The following is a 15,232-nucleotide window of genomic DNA, read 5'->3' as shown; positions in this document are numbered from 1 at the left end:
TTGTTTGATTAGCGAGGCTTAAACGCCAAGTTCTTTACGCTTATCTGCGATCTTCTCGCGGAGCGTTTCGGCTTTGGCGTTGTGATGCGGTTTCTCGTTGAATAGGAACTCATACTCTTCGCGGAGTTTATCCAGACCATCATCAGCGCTATCCGCATCGTTCAGCGGCTCATGCTCAGCAACGACAACCGTTGGTTCTCCTTTGTGCTTTGCTTTAGCCTTTGCTGCACGTGCAGCATCGTTCAGCGGCTCCAGCGCCGTGCCCGGCTCACCGTCATACTCAACTTCAGAGCCTTCAGGCCATAGGTTGTTATGAATGTGTGATAAACGCAGGACTCGGTATCTTGCTTTTTCACCTGACATCGATATCCCCTTAGCCAGTCACTTTTGAACGAATCGGGTAGTACGGGCTGTTGTTATCAACATCCAGGTTAATTCCCGAGGTGAACGCGCCAGCCGTCAGTGGGCCAGTACCTACCGTGTAGTTCACGCGCAGATAGCGCTGAACACCAGCAGGAACCTTCGCAGAGAACAGGCGCTTGCCAGCAGTCAACGCAGCGAGTGCCAAAGCACCGCTATCGTAGATAGTGGTCCATGTGGAGTTGTCCGGGCTGGTCTGTAGTTGAACGTTAAGAGTCGCAGCACCGGCAGCGGTCGCTGTGGTGTCAACGGTTGCCCAGAACTCCAGCGGATAACCCACACCGATATCGCGGCGGGTGCCGTCGATAGGTCCAAGGTCAATCACATCCGTAGAAGAAGCAGAAGCTGTAACCGCCTGCTTCTCGGAGAACATCAACAGTTTGTCGAGGATCATTTTCTTTCTCCATTCATGGGCCGGTTAAGGCCCATTAGTTAATGACAGGCGTTAAACAACGCGCGCTTCTGTTTCCAGAATCGCATCGGTTTCACGGATTGGGATGCCACGGAAAGTGGTCCACCATTCGCCCTCAGTCTCTTTGACGGACAGGGCCAGAGAAGCTTTATCCAGAGATTGCAGATCGAGCGCCTGGGCAACGGTGCGGTTCATGTAGAAAGCCGCGCGGCCCATCTTCAGGTTAGGTACACGGTGAAGCGCTTTAACCATCATAGTGACGATGTTTGCAGCAGAAGCCGGAACAGACAGATCGCTAACATCGATGTTGGCAATGCGAACAACGTAACGCCAGTCGCGCAGGGCCAGACCGTTATCCCACTTGTAGTGGGTGCGATATCCCTGATATTTACCACCAGCAGAATCAGTAAGAGTCTGTTCGCCCAGGTTCTGAGTCTGCAATCCTGCCTTCTGGCCTTTAGGGAAAATACCGTGAACGGTGTTTTCACCCCATACCACCAGCCAGATAGAAGTGTTATCAGTGCCGGTACCGCCAGCATCGATAATGTTCTGACCGTTACCTGCAGATTTGCTGGAATAACGAGAAGACAGGCCCATGAACTGCTGAGGGTTAACGCTGGTATCGCCATAGAACAGCGTCTGAGCCATCTGCTGGTTCATTCCTTCGATGAATGCACGGTCTTCAGAAAGACGGAATTCAGGGGTGTTGCCGTTCAAATCTGCCAGTGACTTGTCAACTTCGGCATAAGTTTCCAGCATCCCGCAGGAGTCGGTTACCTGTACTGTAGTTGATTTGCTTGGCTGCACGCCGTAGTTAAGCAAACGCCAGGTAGCAGATGGCAAACCAGAGCGCACGGTAGTGCGGTGTCCGGTTGGCAGGTTACCCTCAACGAACATCATGTCCGTCAGGATTTCGTTGGTTTGGGAAAGGAGTTCGACGATCTTATCGACCTTCCCGTTTGGATCAGTACGCTTAGCCCAGTCAGCCAGCGTCAGCGCATTTACGCCTTTAACAGCCATGGTTATATCCTCTCTTATTAGCCATAAAGCACTTCGGCCGCACTACGCTGGCCTTGATTACTGCCATCGACCATGCCGTCTTCTGACATGGCTTTACCGATTTTGATGAAGGCCTTCACCAGTTCAGGGTGGTTACCCAGGCCAGTGCCTTCCAGATATTCTTTCAACTCAGGCGTACCGAACTGAGCAAGAGCACGCTGTGCAGCGCTCAGGTTACCGGTGAGCTTGTCGCCACCGATCTCCTTGTCTGCTTTAACATCAGCAGCCCACTGCTCGGTGGTCTTCTGCCAGGCTTCCGCCTGCTGCTGCTGGACCATTGGCATGATCTTGGTGCCGTACAGATCGACCATCTTCTGCGCCTGCTCATTGGTCAGGTTCAGTTCACGGGCGATAGGCTCGAACTGCTCCAGAGCTGCAGCATCAAGTTCCTGGCCTTCAGCTGGTTTGAAATCGTATTTCTCCGGCGCGCCTTCCTGCTTCTGCTCTTTTTCTTCGCCAGGCTTTTCCTCTTCTGGCTTATCACCATCAGCAGGTTTTTCTTCCTGAGGCTTGTCGCCTTCAGCACCAGGTTGTGGCTTATCGCCTTCTGATTTAGCCGGATCGCCAGCGGGCGCCGGATTATCACCAGTTGATGCTGCTGGTTCAGATGCAGCAGGAGCAGCGCCACCATCAGCAGGTTGTTCGTTGCAAAGGCGACGATGCAAAAGACGTTCAAAAAAATTCATTAGTTATCTCCTTAAACCGGGATCGTTTTGGCTTTCAGTTGAGCCAGAACAGCGGCAAGAGTGGTGCGCATTGCCGTGGTGTCAGTCAGCAGCGCGTTGTATTTGGAAACCAGGTCGTTGTGGTCTGCGAGAAGACCAGCAACATCAGACGCCGAAGAGGCTGTGTCCGCTGTTGCAGTCATGGCTGCTGGCGCCGCTATTGTCGCGCCCAGTTTTACGCCGCCGTAATCAGTTGTGGTTGGAGCGCCAATTACTGCCGGAGCAGGATCCGGAACCTCAACTAACTGGCTGGAACCATCGAGGCGCACGACGCGCTGGGTTTGTACCTGTGTCATAAATTGTCCTCTCCGGCCTCTGCTGCCATCTTCAGATACTGATCGGGGCAGTGCGCCATGACGCGCTGAAACAGAACCAGAGCCAGGTTGCGCTGCCCTTCGTTGAATGCTGTGATTTGCGGATCTACGTTGAAGCAAGCTCCAAATACCTGACCTTTCTCAAGCAGTGACCAGATCACGCGGCGGCCCTGCTCGCTACCCATAACGAACTGGATGTCGTCGATATCGCGCTGCGCCAGAAGTTGCTGTTTGGCGTCAAGCTCTGCTTTGCGGCCTTCGTCGTCGATATCAGTCATTGCTGCGGTGCTCCTGCTGCATTAGCGATAGCGGTTAATGCGCTAGGGTCAGTTGTCTGCGTTTCGCTGAGAGTCTTGGCTCCCTGCGCTGCGGCCTGCCCCATTGCCATTGCCTGTGCGGCTTGTGCCTGTTTGGCGCGCTCTTCACGAATACCCTGCACCTGCTCCTGCGGAACGATGACGGTAGGTGATACGCCTGACATTTCGGAGAACGCGTCGATAGCCTCATCAACATCGAGCTTGTCGAGTGCTTCAGGTTTGAACTGTGCCAGTTGACCGATGAAACCAACGGTCTGCGATAGGCTGGTGAGGCCGATAGACTTCTGTGCCTGCGCCATCACGGATATGTATTCGATACGCAGCGGCATACCCTGCATAACGTCAGGCGGTTCTGGCAGCATGTTCTTGCGCGCCATGATGGAGAACACGCGGTCAATAAGCGGGTTAAGTGCTTCGTCGTTCAGGCGCTCCAGCACCGGGCCAAGCATCAACAGCTTCTCTTCCTTCATCTCGATCACCGCTTCCACCGGCATAGAGCGGGTGTTGATGTTCTGCAGCATCATGAAGAGATCTACGAAGTAGGCGCTGTTGATGGTCTGGCGGGTGTCCTGAATGTCAGCAAGCAGGTCGGCGGTATTCGGGTTGACCAGGTATGCAGGCTTGAAACCGTCCTGACCGCTCAACACATCGAGGTACGTCACATCACCAGGCAGCAGGGAAACACGCTGTGTTTTTAGCGAGGTAGGTGCAACCATAGGCGGGTTAGTAGCTTTATCGATGAGCTGAGCTTTACGCTTCTGCTCAACCTGAAGGGCTTTAACCTGACCGAGTGCCAGCATACCTGGGCAAGATGAGGCGTAAACATCCTCACCGTTCACTTCCCAGCGCGGAGCCAGGATAGGGAATTCATCGAAGCCTGACTCACGCAGCAGCTTGTCGGAGTCGCCGCCAGTCTCAAAGTACACTGAGCGAAACGGCTTGTTCTTGCTGTCCATCTTCCCGCTGTCGCGGTTGACGTTAGGCGTGATGCAGTGGTTAACCTCCACCCATGTTTCATACGTGCCGTTTTCCCACATGCCTTTTACGGACGTGCTGACGTTATCCAGACCGAATTCCTGCACCATCTGGCGCACGGTCATGGAGAACTGGCGAATGCAGGTATCGACACTGCCGCGCGGACTGTTAGCCAGGTAGTAACTGCCAATAGGGAAAGGCATTGTGCGAATCACGTCCTGGTCATCTTCCAGAACAGCCATAGCACCGGTGCCGAAAGTACCCAGGCTTGCGTACATTACAGGCAGTGACTGATACAGATTCGATTTGTTGAACACTTCGTTCATGCGGCGCTGCACGACTTCCAGCCAGATTTTCACCGGGCCGTAGTCCATCATGTCAGGGTCAGGCGTTGCCAGCTTGAACCACGGACGGGCCGGACTGGTGATGCCTGACATCATGCCGCTGGACAGAATGCGCTGAGCCATTGAGCCAGTAGGATCAACAATCTTGGTGTTACGACGATCATCACGGTTTACATCAGACGTCAGAAAGCGAGAACCGCGCGGATTGATGAAATCACTCAGGTCGCGCCAGTGCGACTCGAACGATGTGCGCTCACTCTTCAGCTGTGCTAGCTGCTTCAGCAGACGCTCTTTTTCGGTTTCCGCCATCTCTGCCTACTCCGTTACTGACCGAGCAGCGTTTTACCGCTGGTGTTTGCGGTTGAGGTGTCGCCCTGCGCACCAGTCAGCAGAGTAGAACTGCGACCAGCAGCTGCACGGCGGCGGCGCTCTTCGTCATCACGAGAACTGACAACTGCTGCATCCTGCTCCTGTGGCGCGGCCTGTACTTCTGGTGCTGCTGGCACTGATGGCTTGCTGCCGATACACATAGCAATAGCTCCGTACGCAATTAAATTATTACCAATTTAACCACATATGATTTATTTAGCGTAGGCTATTGACACCTATAACATCAGATATTACCTTTTAGGTAATTGATGTTGATGTGACGCAGTGGATGTACGGCATATGGCACATGTGCCGCAGCGGTCCGGATGGGTTCCCTTGATGCTACTTCCCCAGCCGGGTAGCCGGAATGTGCAAGCCAGTGATCGGTATGCACGGACATACGACTCACCATCGTGGCGATACGGTGTGACACCTCGGAAGAGACGAGGATGCAACGATGAGAGCATTGGGGTGACCGGTTAAACCCGTGACGCTAACCGATACAGGCGCAGTGCTCTCTTCGTTGTGGTTAGCTCAGATAGGTTAGAGCTCCATCCATGCTTGCCATTGCTGCATGGGCGGGAAATGGGTTCCGAAAGGATCGCCGCGCAGGTTCGAATCCTGCACCACAACCCAATCACGCCTTAGGATCGTGATGCCCGTAGTACCAGTAACGATAGCTGTGTGATGTTTGGCGATGGCAGTTTCTTCCATGATGGACTGGCCACCGCCCTTTTTACAGCAGAACGCCATTGCGATGACGTTGCGCTGTAAACCCGTAAGCCATGGAAGGCGCCCTTGCTTCCAGTTCGCCCACTTCGGTGGGCATTTTTTTAAGGTGAGATTATGAAAACAGTTGATATGTTGGCTAAGTATCTAAATGAATGGCCATTAAAATATTCCCGTATCGTTCAGGCTAACGACTGTATTTTTTATGGCGTTTTTGCTGGCAATGAAATGCATTACGAAGTAATTCAGGGTGAGAAACTGGCCGGGTTAACTCTTAGCGAAGACCATGGCACTAGCGTTACGGTCCATGAATGGATGGCGGCACAACGTTCTGAAATGGAAAAAGGCAATGTGTTTGATATTTCTCGCGCTGCTTACGCTAAAGAAAAAAGTGATGATGATTACATCAGCGAACACTTATACAACATGAAGTTACAATGCCTGCATGCGGCGCTTATTCAGAATGGACAATTCGATAAAAAAAATGCCACCAATATTGCGGAAGCCATCAACGCTGGATTTGATGCCATTAAGTAACGCCGTGACATGTCACAATCAGCCCGCGCATCGGCGGGCTTTTTCATGCATAGGGATCGTACTCTGTGAGAGCCTTACCCTGCTGGCTTTGCTGTCCTGGTATATTTATGCGCTTCGACACCGGGAAAGCAAAGGTCAGCAGCAGCGCGTCACCCTTGCCAGGCGAGCGCCCTAACCGGTCTTTGATATCTTCCTTCGGCTCAATGACGATCTTGCCGTCAACCCTGACTTTGTACTCTGCTGCCGACAGGTCATCAGCCGTCTCCTGGTCATCCAGCATTCCGCCAAGTTTCAGCCACGTCTTGCAGCTGTTGAACATCTCGCCGCGCTTGTTGAGCATCTGCGGATCGGTCGAGCCTCCGCCAAACGGAATTAGCTGCCACGTCCGGCCCCAGCCGTCACCGATGGATTTCAGCCCGGTACCGTAACCGAAGTCGATGAACACCGCGTCAGCCTGGTACTGGTCCTCAAAGTCGGCGATGCGCTTCGCCATAATCAGATCGTCAGTGGTCTTGTTTCCGGTCCAGAGTACTTTGCTGTGCAGCCCCTGCCGCAGATATATCACTGCGTCATCCACGCCGGAATATGCTGGGTCGACACCGATAATCACCGGTGCGTGAGCAACCTGCGCGGCGGTCACTACGCGTTTCATCGCCTCGTCAGTGAGTCCGGTTGGGATAAACTGAAGTTCTGACGCATCAGGGAAGATCCCCCGCACTCGGACCTTTACAAAGTCGCTGTCTTCGCCGTGGTCTTCAATCCATTTCTGGATCTGCTCTTTGTTCGTTCCTTCGACGGTCCGGCTGTCGATCTGCTTCGTAACCCAGCGATGTTTGTACTTGCGGAAGCATTCGCGGAAACGCCCGGTGTTACGCGTCGGGTTACCGAACGCTACCCAGATGATTTCGGTGTCTTCGTCCGTCAGCGCCCCCTCAGCTACCTCCCAAACCTTGTCAGCAATGTTAGACGCCTCATCGAATACCACGATGATCCGCTTACGCTCGTTGTGCAGACCGGCAAATGCCTCGGTATTATGCTCAGACCATGGGATAGCATCTGCGCGCCAGCGCTTGTCATGACCAGAGTCATTGCTGTACATGGCTGTTGCTGGAGTAGAGAACCAGTCTTTCGTGATGGACAGGTTTGCCCACTTAATCACTTCAGGCCATGTCTTGGTGCGAAGCTGATTTTCGGTGTTGGCAGTCACTACTGCTTTGCAGTCTTCACAGGTGGACATACCCCAGTTCAGGAGCATGGAAATACCCGCACTTTTCCCTATGCCGTGACCTGAAGAAACGGCAATCATCAGCGGCTGGTGACGGGTGTCTGGGTTTCTAAGGTGCTCACCAACCGTATCGAGCATCCAGCGCTGCCAGTTTCTTGGACCAGCTGCGTGCGCCAGTTCTGTCCCCTCCTCGCCCCACGGAAATGCATAAAGCGCATAGCCCAGCGGGTCATACGTAAACGAGGCAATATCCTCTACTAGCTGCTCTTCCGGCGACATGGCTGCGGCTGTCATTCTTCACCACCAGCCTGCTCTTTGACGCGGCGGCGCGCGGCAGCCATGCGGTCGGCGATGGTTACGGTGCCGGAAACCTCCAGGCGCTCTTTGAACGCATTGACGTCGACGTGCTTACCAATCAGCTCGAGATTCTTAACCTTGTCAGGCCATTTGATTTTTTTGAGGATGGTCTCTATCGAATCCTCGTTCATGTTCATGATGGTTGAGGAAAGGTCGAACCCACTGAGCGTGGTACGCCAGATTTTCGGCCACTCGCGGATAGGTTTCAGGCTGCCGTCGTCGTTCAGGATATCCAGCACATCCATCTGGTCGATCTCCACCAGGCGCATGAGGACATAGTCAGCGCTAACACGGTTTCGCTTGTTGCGCTCCTCCATCAGTTCAGCGATTCGTTTCTGGATTCTTTCATCCCGCATCATCACGCTGGCTTTGACGGCTGCCGTATTAGGCGAAAATCCTGCGTCAATCGCCGCCTGAGACTGATTTTCAGGTGACTTAATGTAGGACTGGCAGTAAGCCTCCTGCATCGCTGTAAGAGGCTTATATTGCGTTGATTTGCGTTTGTGGTTTTTTGGTGTCGCGGGCATCATTACCACCTGAGTAATTTTATTACCATGAAGGTAATACTATCACGCCCGCGCAGATGTTACATGACTGGTATCGGGTCTGACCGCTGATTGTCCACGCGGTTCAGAAAGTGGGTCACCACGCCGTGCACTGTCGTGTCGTCCAGAGCTTCTCCTTCCAGTGCTTCACCATCAGGAGTGATCAGCGCCTTGCCCTGCACAATGGCGAACTCCGTGCGGCCGCAATATGAAATCAGCACGGTGTCACCCGGATGTGGTTTATGCGAAACATTGATGATTGCGTATCCAGCTGACGTCTCGATGGTGCGGCAGTTGCCGTCGTAGCCGCAAAGGCTGGTAATGGTTAGAGTTGCTTCTGCGTAGTCTTTTGCCGGAGATGGAAAGCCCATAATGGAACCTCACACAAAAATACTGTACATTTAAACAGTATAACCATGTGAGGATTTAGTCAATATGCCGTGACCTGTCACACAGAAAGTTTCGTTTCATGCCAGCCCTGCGTTACCCAGCACGCCGAATCACCGGAGCACGGGCAGGACTTAACCGGCAGCGCGTCGCCGCACTTCCCGCACTGGTTGGCGCTGATAGCTTTGATGCGGTTACGCACCCGGGCATCATCCTGGCGGATCAGCAGCGCGATATACTCGCTCAGTTCGTATGGCTCCCGGCCCGGGCGGCGAACGGCGCAGTTCCGCGCCAGCATCTCCATTTCCTGCTCGTCGATAACAAGTTCCAGCTTGCGTTCACCAGCTTCCGCCTGGCGTGCGCGCTGCGCGGCTTTGCGTTCTGCTGCGGATTTAGGCATCGATATTCACCTTGATAGCGAACACTTTCACAGGTTTGTCACCGAAGTGAGGATGCGTTATCACCTTAATTTCGTATCCGTCATACGGGACGTCAATTCTGCGACTGAAGTCGTCGCGATTCGGATATCCCTTTGTGATAATCAGGCGGTCATACTCGCGGAACATAATTCGCTTATTCCAGTAGTCATTACACAGGCGATACTCTTCCGTTTTCTCTCCTGACTTCATCTGGTCGAAGTATTCACCGTTAACTGCCAGTTGCAGGTTAGCCATTCTTCACCTCCTGCTGTGGTGCTGCTGGATATGCGCTACCAATCTGTCCCGGATCGTTGCTTCTGGCGCATGCATTCTGGTGGTCATTGGCATGCGGACAGCGCTTGTTTCCGCAGTCAGGGCAAACGACAAATCGCATGTCACTCATCGTCACAGGGCGGCAAGTGCGACACCAACAATCTGGAGTTGCCGGGGAGTTGCCAGCCTGAAGCATGGCGGCGCGGCAGGCGTTAAATCCATAGATATATGCACCTTCTTTCGTCAGCGCTTTGACGTATGTAGGAGATTCTTTGCATTCATCCGGCACTACCGGCTCTCTAGGCTTTCCCTGGCTATCTGACGGCGCTAAAGGTGCATTTCTCAGTGCAGAGGACAGCATTTCAATATCTGGCTTCGGCAACATGGATTTGAATGCTGCGATATTGGCATCATGCTCTGCTCGCTGTTCCGGCGTCATGGATTCCAGTTCAGTGTAATAGTCAGAACGGCGTCGCAATGCGTCCAGCACGCACTGAGTGCGCACGCCTTTACCGAATTTAAGACCGGGTTCCAGAAATACTGGGCATGGCAGCGTTTCAGGTATTTCCAGCACCCCAGCAATCACCTTCACAGCATCAGCAATTGCGTAGCCGAGATTACCCCCGTCGCTTTGTGCTACTGCTTTGCTGAGTATTTCGCTTATCTGGTGCAGGCGTTGGAGTGATACAGGACCGTGCGCCGGGTGGTTGTTAGTTGTCATGCTGACGCTCCTTCTTGATATTTTTCAAACCAGAACACAACCGGCTTTTCGACAACTTCAACCAGGCCAAATCGTTCAGCGGTGCGGAAGTTGACGCTATATGCGCGAGCACGTTCAGCCTGCCGCGTAATTTCTTCCCGGAACAAGTCCACGCTGAATGTAGCTTTAAACAGGTTGCACGGCGCACAAGCAGGGAACAGATTTTCGATAGCATCATTCTCAGGTCGCCAGAATTCCCCCGTTGCAACAGTACGCCGGGTTCCATTGGTCTGGCGTTCGCCGAATTCCCACTTCCGCAATGCAGCCTCAACATGGTCAGCATGCCAGCCTTTCTCTGGTAGTTCGCATCCGCAATAAGCACAGCGGCCGCCAAACTTCATGCGTAGCTCTGCTCGTTGTTTTTTCGTCAGTGCCATCTCACTCCCCCTTCACGCTAATGCCAGCGGCGATTGCTGATTCGTCATATGCGCGTTTAGCAGCGTTAAGGATTGCTGCCAGTGGCGTATAGCCGCCATCCATTCGGATTGTGTTGTGGATGGTCGCCATTGTGTCACGCAATTTGCTGTGGCTCGCTGACAGTTCTGCTATGCGCTTCTCATAGCGAGCACCAACCGATACGGCTTTATGGAAGGCTTCGCACCACGCGGACGATTGCGCTTGCGCCTTCTCCAGCTCATCCAGCAGCGCAAGCACAGCTTCTGGGCTAGCTTCATCCTGCCATGCGTCGGACGTATCACTGACTGAGCGAAGCATGATTTCTTCCTGCGCCGCTTCACGCAGCGCCTGTTTGTTGAGTGCTGTCATTGGGATGCCTCCAACTTCAATTCGTCAGAAAATTTCTGCAACTCACTGATGATTGCTTCTGTTTTATCCGGATTACATTCGTTACGAATAATCCACTCTATGCGACCGATGAAGTCAGTACGCGCCTGATACCGCACTTCAGCCAGGAAAGCATCGGTAGCTGGGCAGATTGTTTTGAGTTCTTCCTCACAGGCGTCGATAGAGTCATGAAAAATCTCTCCATGCTCCTCAAACAGGCGGTCATCGGTTGCATTGGCCCAACCCCTTGCCAAAGCCTTCAGCCCCGCATTCTCCGCAGCCAGCTCCCTGCACTTGCTCTCGGCGTTAGCGAACTGTACTGCCTGCGCGTTACCTAGCACCAGTTGCACTTCAAGCTGCGTCGCCAGATCGCTAATCAGTTGCGCCAAACTGCGCGCGTCGACAGCACCGCATGATGCTTTCAGTTCAGCAGCGCGCTCATGTCCTAACTTCGCTAACTCAATGATATTGCTTCCCATTATTACCCTCGCTTACCCGTATAAGTTATTGATTAAGTTGATAACTAAAAGGATCATCGATTTAGAATTCTTCGATGCTCCAGCCGCCACCCGATTTCTTTGGCTTAACCGTTACCCCGATGATGCGAAACGGGTACTGGTCTGCTGCGACTTTGGTTTTCACCCTGGCGTCGTCGGTCCAGAAACCTTTCACCTCGTGCAGTTCCATCTCACCGGTGGTTAGCATCACTGCGAAGTCCGGCGTGTAGAACGTGTTATCAGCCAGGCGCAGCTTGATACCTTCGAACCGGTACCAGGCGATTTCCCCTGCGTGCTTACGCATCTCAAGGTGCTGGCTGTATGCCGATTCGGTTTTATTCATCTGGCCTGTCTTGAGCCTTCCGAGCGCCTGCAACTGCCTTTTCATGATTTACCTCTCAGGTAATTTAAAACCACAAATGAGTTAATTTCAATAGCAATGCGCATATTTTATTACCTTTTTGGTAATTCAATAGATGTAAAAAAATGCGCTACTGCGCCGGTATTACTTGATGAGTCCTGCTTCCTTCCCTCGCCTGTATTCCTCCATAAGCCACTGCGCCGGTGTTATCCCTCCCAGGGTGGCTGCGTTCGGCATGCATCCAAAACTTCGCCCTGGTGGATGGTAGGCGTTACCTGATACTGTCGGTGGTGTGCTCATTGGTTCTGGCTTGGCCTGTATGCTGAGTATTGGATCCGGAATCTGGTGACCGGATGCCACTTTTGCCGACCATTCATCCAGCAGCTTGCGAGCATGCTTCTCAACTTCAGCCTCACTCAGCTGGCGCTGGTACATCGCTCGGCGGGTATCGCAAACTATCCAGTACATGACAGGGTGGCGCCACGGGAATCTCTCTGGCCCACCAGGCTGGAGACTTTTCTCTTTGGCGTAGCGGTGAAACTCACCCATCACGTCATCGATGCTGATCCCCAGCACCATCTTGCTGTCTTTGCACCACTTGATGAATTGCCCGGGCGAAGGCCAGAACGGTGATTCACTGGCGCGGGCATGGCGCATTCCTGCAGATACCTGCTCACGGGTACGCACTCCACCCTCTGCAAATGCAGCGATCCACTGCTGCTTTGCTGCTGTCTCCTGTGCCGGAGTCTTCAGGTTGGTCTGCTCAGCTGCCGGGAATAGCTGCTTAAGCTGTTTAAAAAGGGCATCCACAAGGCGCTCTGCCGTGATGTTCACAACGTTGTCGCTACCTGCATATTGACGGTCTGAACCGGTTAAGTGAGCGATAGCCTCACCGTCTCGGTTCTGGATGGCGGTAAATACGTTATTCACAGGAAATCCTCCCACGCCTCTGGACTGTTCCAGTGCGGTACGTTGTTTTCAGGTGATGTCAGTTTGTTCTGTCTGCTGATTTGCAGTCGTCTGGCAAGTTTTTGCTCCCATTGCGCATGGTGGAAAGCCTTACCCTCGGCCATCCAGTAAACCCTGAACTCTGCAAGCTCCTGCGGTGTTGGCTGGTAATCCAGGTTAATACCCTGCAGAGATGACACCCGGAGAAAATCATCCGATGGTGACCAGTGCTCATGCATGACAAATTTCCCGAATTGCCCCAGTCCACCAGGAGGGACAAAGTTGTTAATCACGGCGTTGTTGGCGTCAGTCCTCTGAGGCACTAACCCCCCAGTTTTATCGCCCCTCTCCTTCTCTTGGTTATATGACTGGTTAACTGATAGGTTCTGCATCCCGTTTTTGGGATCATTCAACTTCCCGTTTTTGGGATCATTCAACTTCCCGTTTTTGGGTATATTCCCAATTTTGGTAACATTACCGTTTTTGGGTATGTTTAAAGAGAAAACCCGGACCCTTCTTGTTGCCCCTTTTCTTTCTCCTGTATCTGAAATTAACCCCATACCGATGAGCGAAATCAGCCCTGCCTGAATAGTTTTTTTATTCAGGCTTGTATCAGTAACGAGTCGTTCGATGCTTGGATAACACAGGTTATATTCATCGGCTCGATCAGCCATCGAGAGCAGGATGAGTTTCAGTGATGAGCTGCCTGGATTTGTTTTCCATGCCCACTCTGTTGCGTGTCTGCTCATGGTAAATACCTATCGTCAGCTTGAATGTTGCAGGCTGGCTTCAGCCATGAGCTGCTTTATTTCTGCCTGGCGGCGCAGGCTTGTGTTGATTGCGCACGTAACGCAGTGCCCGTTGTAAACGTAGCGCTCACTGTCATGACCATGCTTACACTGTTTGCCGGTGTAATAACGCTTAAGACCTGCCTTTGCAGCGTCAAGGCGAGTAATAATCTCCATTGCACAACCTCATTAACGTTTACTATTACGATGATTTTGATGCAGGAAGAAAAAAAGATCAACCGTATATGGTTTTTTATTACCAGAAAGGTGTTTTATGCAGGAAGGAGCCGCCAGGGGATGACGGCATTGATGGGTTCAGAGGGATTATCGGTCGTAGAAGAAGAGCACTAATTCAGGTTTAGACTTTGTCCATTCACGGGAGCGACATGCTTTAAAAAGACCTTCCATCAGACGCTTACCAGGCATCTTACGGCGTCCAGTCAGGTGCGTCTGGATGTAATGACTGGTGGTACCGGCTTCAACTGCAAATGCTTCACGCTCATCAGGAGACAGCCCCAGCCAGTGCTTTTTGAAATCAAATTTTTTTTCGTCACTCATATTTTGCTTATCTCAGCCTGTCTATTCATATCTGAATTATTACCTTTCTGGTGAAAAAATCAATGATTATTACCATTATGGTAACTTTACCTTTATGGTAATATTCATTTAAATTTAGAAGGTTAGGTAATAATAAATGGGCAAATACAATAGCTATGAAAAGTATTTATGACATAAGACGCAAAAACCTTAACGAAATCATTCGCAGGGATTTCGATGATACCCAGTTACGTTTTGCAGAACGGGTGAAGCGTTCGCAGAACCTGGTAAACAGATGGTGTACTGGTATCAAAAATATCGGACCGAATGCCGCGCGTATTATCGAAGAAGCAGCCCGCAAAGAAAAGTTCTGGCTCGATGTTGATCACGAACTGGACGCAGTACAGGCTGATATCTTTATTCCGTCCGCTGAAGATGGCGAATGGACTGTAGAGAAGCAGGCCGCCGCCACGCTCAATGCCTGGATGAGAAAGAACAGTGAAATGACATCCGAAAAGAAAGTTGCTGTTGCAGCTGGCATTGGCCCGGCCACAGTTAACCGGATTATGAAAGCGGAAGTCAGCACAACTATCGGCGTTCTTTCCTCCCTGGCGCGCGCGTTCGGGCATGAAGCATACGAGATGATTATTCCCGTCGGCGCACCTGGTGTTATCGACTATGACCACCGGATGTATGCAGCTCTGCCACAGGAAGAGAAAAACAAGATCACCTCATTCATCAACTTCGTGTTTGAGCAGAACAAAAGCAAGTAATCCCCCGCCATTCTGACGCTTTACCAGCCCAATGGCGGTAGGCTCACGCCTCACTCAATTACCAAAATGGTAATTTTTTCTCGTCATACCTATTGACACAATCACTTTTTGATCTGATTATTACCAAAAAGGTAATACAAGAGCGCATTGCTCAGGCAGAAACCACCACTTCGTGGCTTTCCTGTATCTACAAGTATTACCAAAATGGTAATAGAGAGGTTCATATGCAGTGGAAAGTCATTAACGGTTGGTACTGCGTTACAGCTTGCGGGCTGATGAGCTGGAAGTTTCGCACGCTGGGTGAGGGCATGAAATGGGCATTTACCAACAAGGTTGCGCACGAAGTCGCCAACGATAACGGGATATGGGGGTGAGCAA

The 15,232-nt window shown here is 52.1% G+C and carries 25 protein-coding genes and 1 pseudogene; 4 read left to right on the top strand and 22 right to left on the bottom strand.

Features of this window, described 5'->3' with window-relative positions; genetic code table 11:
- Positions 1-18: 18 nt before the first annotated feature.
- The 8 genes from OGV75_RS19450 to OGV75_RS19415 are packed head-to-tail and all read right to left on the bottom strand — an operon-like array spanning position 19 to position 5,096.
- On the bottom strand, positions 19-363 hold the full coding sequence (locus OGV75_RS19450; protein ID WP_028120208.1) for a hypothetical protein: 345 nt from the start codon (positions 361-363) through the stop codon (positions 19-21).
- 10 nt (positions 364-373) lie between these two features.
- A complete protein-coding gene (locus OGV75_RS19445; RefSeq protein ID WP_286481063.1) occupies positions 374-814 on the bottom strand; it encodes a Bbp16 family capsid cement protein in 441 nt (146 codons plus the stop codon).
- Between the two features lie 51 nt (positions 815-865).
- Entirely contained in the window at positions 866-1,852 is a 987-nt protein-coding gene (locus OGV75_RS19440) for a major capsid protein (RefSeq protein ID WP_286481062.1), read from the bottom strand.
- Positions 1,853-1,869: 17 nt separating this feature from the next.
- Positions 1,870-2,577 (bottom strand): peptidase, encoded by a 708-nt coding sequence (locus tag OGV75_RS19435; protein ID WP_286481061.1) that lies wholly within the window; start codon positions 2,575-2,577, stop codon positions 1,870-1,872.
- Positions 2,578-2,588: 11 nt separating this feature from the next.
- Positions 2,589-2,912: a phenylalanyl-tRNA synthetase subunit beta gene (locus tag OGV75_RS19430; protein ID WP_286481060.1), complete on the bottom strand. Its 324-nt coding sequence runs from the start codon at positions 2,910-2,912 to the stop codon at positions 2,589-2,591.
- Positions 2,909-3,208: a Bbp19 family protein gene (locus tag OGV75_RS19425; protein WP_286481059.1), complete on the bottom strand. Its 300-nt coding sequence runs from the start codon at positions 3,206-3,208 to the stop codon at positions 2,909-2,911. The genes OGV75_RS19430 and OGV75_RS19425 overlap by 4 nt, the downstream gene beginning before the upstream one ends.
- Entirely contained in the window at positions 3,205-4,875 is a 1,671-nt protein-coding gene (locus OGV75_RS19420) for a portal protein (RefSeq protein ID WP_286481058.1), read from the bottom strand. Before OGV75_RS19420 ends, OGV75_RS19425 begins: the two co-directional genes overlap by 4 nt.
- A 14-nt stretch (positions 4,876-4,889) precedes the next feature.
- Positions 4,890-5,096 (bottom strand): hypothetical protein, encoded by a 207-nt coding sequence (locus OGV75_RS19415; protein ID WP_000334867.1) that lies wholly within the window; start codon positions 5,094-5,096, stop codon positions 4,890-4,892.
- 362 nt (positions 5,097-5,458) lie between these two features.
- On the opposite strand from OGV75_RS19415, the pseudogene OGV75_RS19410 reads away from it, so the two are divergent.
- Together OGV75_RS19410 and OGV75_RS19405 are read left to right on the top strand one after the other, a co-directional pair.
- Positions 5,459-5,571 (top strand): annotated as a pseudogene (locus OGV75_RS19410).
- Positions 5,572-5,781: 210 nt separating this feature from the next.
- Entirely contained in the window at positions 5,782-6,201 is a 420-nt protein-coding gene (locus OGV75_RS19405) for a hypothetical protein (protein WP_286481057.1), read from the top strand.
- Between the two features lie 43 nt (positions 6,202-6,244).
- On the opposite strand, the gene OGV75_RS19400 is transcribed toward OGV75_RS19405, so the two are convergent.
- The 14 genes from OGV75_RS19400 to OGV75_RS19335 all read right to left on the bottom strand — a co-directional run bounded on the left by OGV75_RS19400 (position 6,245) and on the right by OGV75_RS19335 (position 14,102).
- Entirely contained in the window at positions 6,245-7,720 is a 1,476-nt protein-coding gene (locus tag OGV75_RS19400; RefSeq protein ID WP_286481056.1) for a terminase, read from the bottom strand.
- A complete protein-coding gene (locus OGV75_RS19395; protein ID WP_286481055.1) occupies positions 7,717-8,313 on the bottom strand; it encodes a terminase small subunit in 597 nt (198 codons plus the stop codon). Before OGV75_RS19395 ends, OGV75_RS19400 begins: the two co-directional genes overlap by 4 nt.
- Positions 8,314-8,369: 56 nt before the next feature.
- Complete coding sequence (locus OGV75_RS19390; RefSeq protein ID WP_286481053.1) at positions 8,370-8,699, bottom strand: hypothetical protein; 330 nt, start codon at positions 8,697-8,699, stop codon at positions 8,370-8,372.
- Between the two features lie 77 nt (positions 8,700-8,776).
- Entirely contained in the window at positions 8,777-9,115 is a 339-nt protein-coding gene (locus OGV75_RS19385) for a hypothetical protein (RefSeq protein ID WP_286481051.1), read from the bottom strand.
- Entirely contained in the window at positions 9,108-9,389 is a 282-nt protein-coding gene (locus tag OGV75_RS19380; protein WP_286481050.1) for an ASCH domain-containing protein, read from the bottom strand. Before OGV75_RS19380 ends, OGV75_RS19385 begins: the two co-directional genes overlap by 8 nt.
- A complete protein-coding gene (locus tag OGV75_RS19375) occupies positions 9,382-10,128 on the bottom strand; it encodes a hypothetical protein (RefSeq protein WP_286481049.1) in 747 nt (248 codons plus the stop codon). The genes OGV75_RS19380 and OGV75_RS19375 overlap by 8 nt, the downstream gene beginning before the upstream one ends.
- Positions 10,125-10,544, bottom strand: coding sequence for an HNH endonuclease (locus tag OGV75_RS19370; RefSeq protein ID WP_001229302.1), 420 nt, complete (start codon positions 10,542-10,544; stop codon positions 10,125-10,127). The genes OGV75_RS19375 and OGV75_RS19370 overlap by 4 nt, the downstream gene beginning before the upstream one ends.
- A 1-nt stretch (position 10,545) precedes the next feature.
- Positions 10,546-10,932, bottom strand: coding sequence for a hypothetical protein (locus OGV75_RS19365; protein ID WP_286481048.1), 387 nt, complete (start codon positions 10,930-10,932; stop codon positions 10,546-10,548).
- Positions 10,929-11,429 (bottom strand): hypothetical protein, encoded by a 501-nt coding sequence (locus tag OGV75_RS19360; RefSeq protein ID WP_286481047.1) that lies wholly within the window; start codon positions 11,427-11,429, stop codon positions 10,929-10,931. The genes OGV75_RS19365 and OGV75_RS19360 overlap by 4 nt, the downstream gene beginning before the upstream one ends.
- Positions 11,430-11,490: 61 nt before the next feature.
- Positions 11,491-11,835 carry a DUF1064 domain-containing protein gene (locus tag OGV75_RS19355; RefSeq protein WP_286481046.1) on the bottom strand — a complete coding sequence of 115 codons (345 nt, stop codon included), beginning with the start codon at positions 11,833-11,835 and terminating at the stop codon, positions 11,491-11,493.
- Positions 11,836-11,952: 117 nt separating this feature from the next.
- On the bottom strand, positions 11,953-12,738 hold the full coding sequence (locus tag OGV75_RS19350; RefSeq protein ID WP_286481226.1) for a replication protein P: 786 nt from the start codon (positions 12,736-12,738) through the stop codon (positions 11,953-11,955).
- Positions 12,735-13,505: a DnaT-like ssDNA-binding domain-containing protein gene (locus OGV75_RS19345; RefSeq protein ID WP_286481045.1), complete on the bottom strand. Its 771-nt coding sequence runs from the start codon at positions 13,503-13,505 to the stop codon at positions 12,735-12,737. The genes OGV75_RS19350 and OGV75_RS19345 overlap by 4 nt, the downstream gene beginning before the upstream one ends.
- 15 nt (positions 13,506-13,520) lie before the next feature.
- On the bottom strand, positions 13,521-13,721 hold the full coding sequence (locus OGV75_RS19340; protein ID WP_052930708.1) for a hypothetical protein: 201 nt from the start codon (positions 13,719-13,721) through the stop codon (positions 13,521-13,523).
- Between the two features lie 147 nt (positions 13,722-13,868).
- Positions 13,869-14,102 carry a hypothetical protein gene (locus OGV75_RS19335; protein ID WP_001278768.1) on the bottom strand — a complete coding sequence of 78 codons (234 nt, stop codon included), beginning with the start codon at positions 14,100-14,102 and terminating at the stop codon, positions 13,869-13,871.
- A gap of 155 nt (positions 14,103-14,257) precedes the next feature.
- On the opposite strand from OGV75_RS19335, the gene OGV75_RS19330 reads away from it, so the two are divergent.
- On the top strand, positions 14,258-14,854 hold the full coding sequence (locus OGV75_RS19330; RefSeq protein ID WP_286481043.1) for a helix-turn-helix domain-containing protein: 597 nt from the start codon (positions 14,258-14,260) through the stop codon (positions 14,852-14,854).
- A gap of 224 nt (positions 14,855-15,078) precedes the next feature.
- The gene (locus OGV75_RS19325; protein WP_015971070.1) at positions 15,079-15,228 is read left to right on the top strand and encodes a hypothetical protein; all 150 of its coding nucleotides are present in this window, start codon (positions 15,079-15,081) and stop codon (positions 15,226-15,228) included.
- The last annotated feature ends 4 nt before the right edge of the window (positions 15,229-15,232 follow it).

The organism is Citrobacter sp. Cb028 (assembly GCF_030336705.1).
GTDB lineage: Bacteria > Pseudomonadota > Gammaproteobacteria > Enterobacterales > Enterobacteriaceae > Citrobacter > Citrobacter braakii.
The sequence above is the reverse complement of the archived record's forward strand: the minus strand, read 5'-3'. Positions and strand labels throughout refer to the sequence as shown.

Coding starts and splice junctions, on each gene's coding strand:
- OGV75_RS19450 (WP_028120208.1), bottom strand. CDS start 363: ATGTCAGGTGAAAAAGCAAGATACCGAGTCCTGCGTTTATCACACATT.
- OGV75_RS19445 (WP_286481063.1), bottom strand. CDS start 814: ATGATCCTCGACAAACTGTTGATGTTCTCCGAGAAGCAGGCGGTTACA.
- OGV75_RS19440 (WP_286481062.1), bottom strand. CDS start 1,852: ATGGCTGTTAAAGGCGTAAATGCGCTGACGCTGGCTGACTGGGCTAAG.
- OGV75_RS19435 (WP_286481061.1), bottom strand. CDS start 2,577: ATGAATTTTTTTGAACGTCTTTTGCATCGTCGCCTTTGCAACGAACAA.
- OGV75_RS19430 (WP_286481060.1), bottom strand. CDS start 2,912: ATGACACAGGTACAAACCCAGCGCGTCGTGCGCCTCGATGGTTCCAGC.
- OGV75_RS19425 (WP_286481059.1), bottom strand. CDS start 3,208: ATGACTGATATCGACGACGAAGGCCGCAAAGCAGAGCTTGACGCCAAA.
- OGV75_RS19420 (WP_286481058.1), bottom strand. CDS start 4,875: ATGGCGGAAACCGAAAAAGAGCGTCTGCTGAAGCAGCTAGCACAGCTG.
- OGV75_RS19415 (WP_000334867.1), bottom strand. CDS start 5,096: ATGTGTATCGGCAGCAAGCCATCAGTGCCAGCAGCACCAGAAGTACAG.
- OGV75_RS19405 (WP_286481057.1), top strand. CDS start 5,782: ATGAAAACAGTTGATATGTTGGCTAAGTATCTAAATGAATGGCCATTA.
- OGV75_RS19400 (WP_286481056.1), bottom strand. CDS start 7,720: ATGACAGCCGCAGCCATGTCGCCGGAAGAGCAGCTAGTAGAGGATATT.
- OGV75_RS19395 (WP_286481055.1), bottom strand. CDS start 8,313: ATGATGCCCGCGACACCAAAAAACCACAAACGCAAATCAACGCAATAT.
- OGV75_RS19390 (WP_286481053.1), bottom strand. CDS start 8,699: ATGGGCTTTCCATCTCCGGCAAAAGACTACGCAGAAGCAACTCTAACC.
- OGV75_RS19385 (WP_286481051.1), bottom strand. CDS start 9,115: ATGCCTAAATCCGCAGCAGAACGCAAAGCCGCGCAGCGCGCACGCCAG.
- OGV75_RS19380 (WP_286481050.1), bottom strand. CDS start 9,389: ATGGCTAACCTGCAACTGGCAGTTAACGGTGAATACTTCGACCAGATG.
- OGV75_RS19375 (WP_286481049.1), bottom strand. CDS start 10,128: ATGACAACTAACAACCACCCGGCGCACGGTCCTGTATCACTCCAACGC.
- OGV75_RS19370 (WP_001229302.1), bottom strand. CDS start 10,544: ATGGCACTGACGAAAAAACAACGAGCAGAGCTACGCATGAAGTTTGGC.
- OGV75_RS19365 (WP_286481048.1), bottom strand. CDS start 10,932: ATGACAGCACTCAACAAACAGGCGCTGCGTGAAGCGGCGCAGGAAGAA.
- OGV75_RS19360 (WP_286481047.1), bottom strand. CDS start 11,429: ATGGGAAGCAATATCATTGAGTTAGCGAAGTTAGGACATGAGCGCGCT.
- OGV75_RS19355 (WP_286481046.1), bottom strand. CDS start 11,835: ATGAAAAGGCAGTTGCAGGCGCTCGGAAGGCTCAAGACAGGCCAGATG.
- OGV75_RS19345 (WP_286481045.1), bottom strand. CDS start 13,505: ATGAGCAGACACGCAACAGAGTGGGCATGGAAAACAAATCCAGGCAGC.
- OGV75_RS19340 (WP_052930708.1), bottom strand. CDS start 13,721: ATGGAGATTATTACTCGCCTTGACGCTGCAAAGGCAGGTCTTAAGCGT.
- OGV75_RS19335 (WP_001278768.1), bottom strand. CDS start 14,102: ATGAGTGACGAAAAAAAATTTGATTTCAAAAAGCACTGGCTGGGGCTG.
- OGV75_RS19330 (WP_286481043.1), top strand. CDS start 14,258: ATGAAAAGTATTTATGACATAAGACGCAAAAACCTTAACGAAATCATT.
- OGV75_RS19325 (WP_015971070.1), top strand. CDS start 15,079: ATGCAGTGGAAAGTCATTAACGGTTGGTACTGCGTTACAGCTTGCGGG.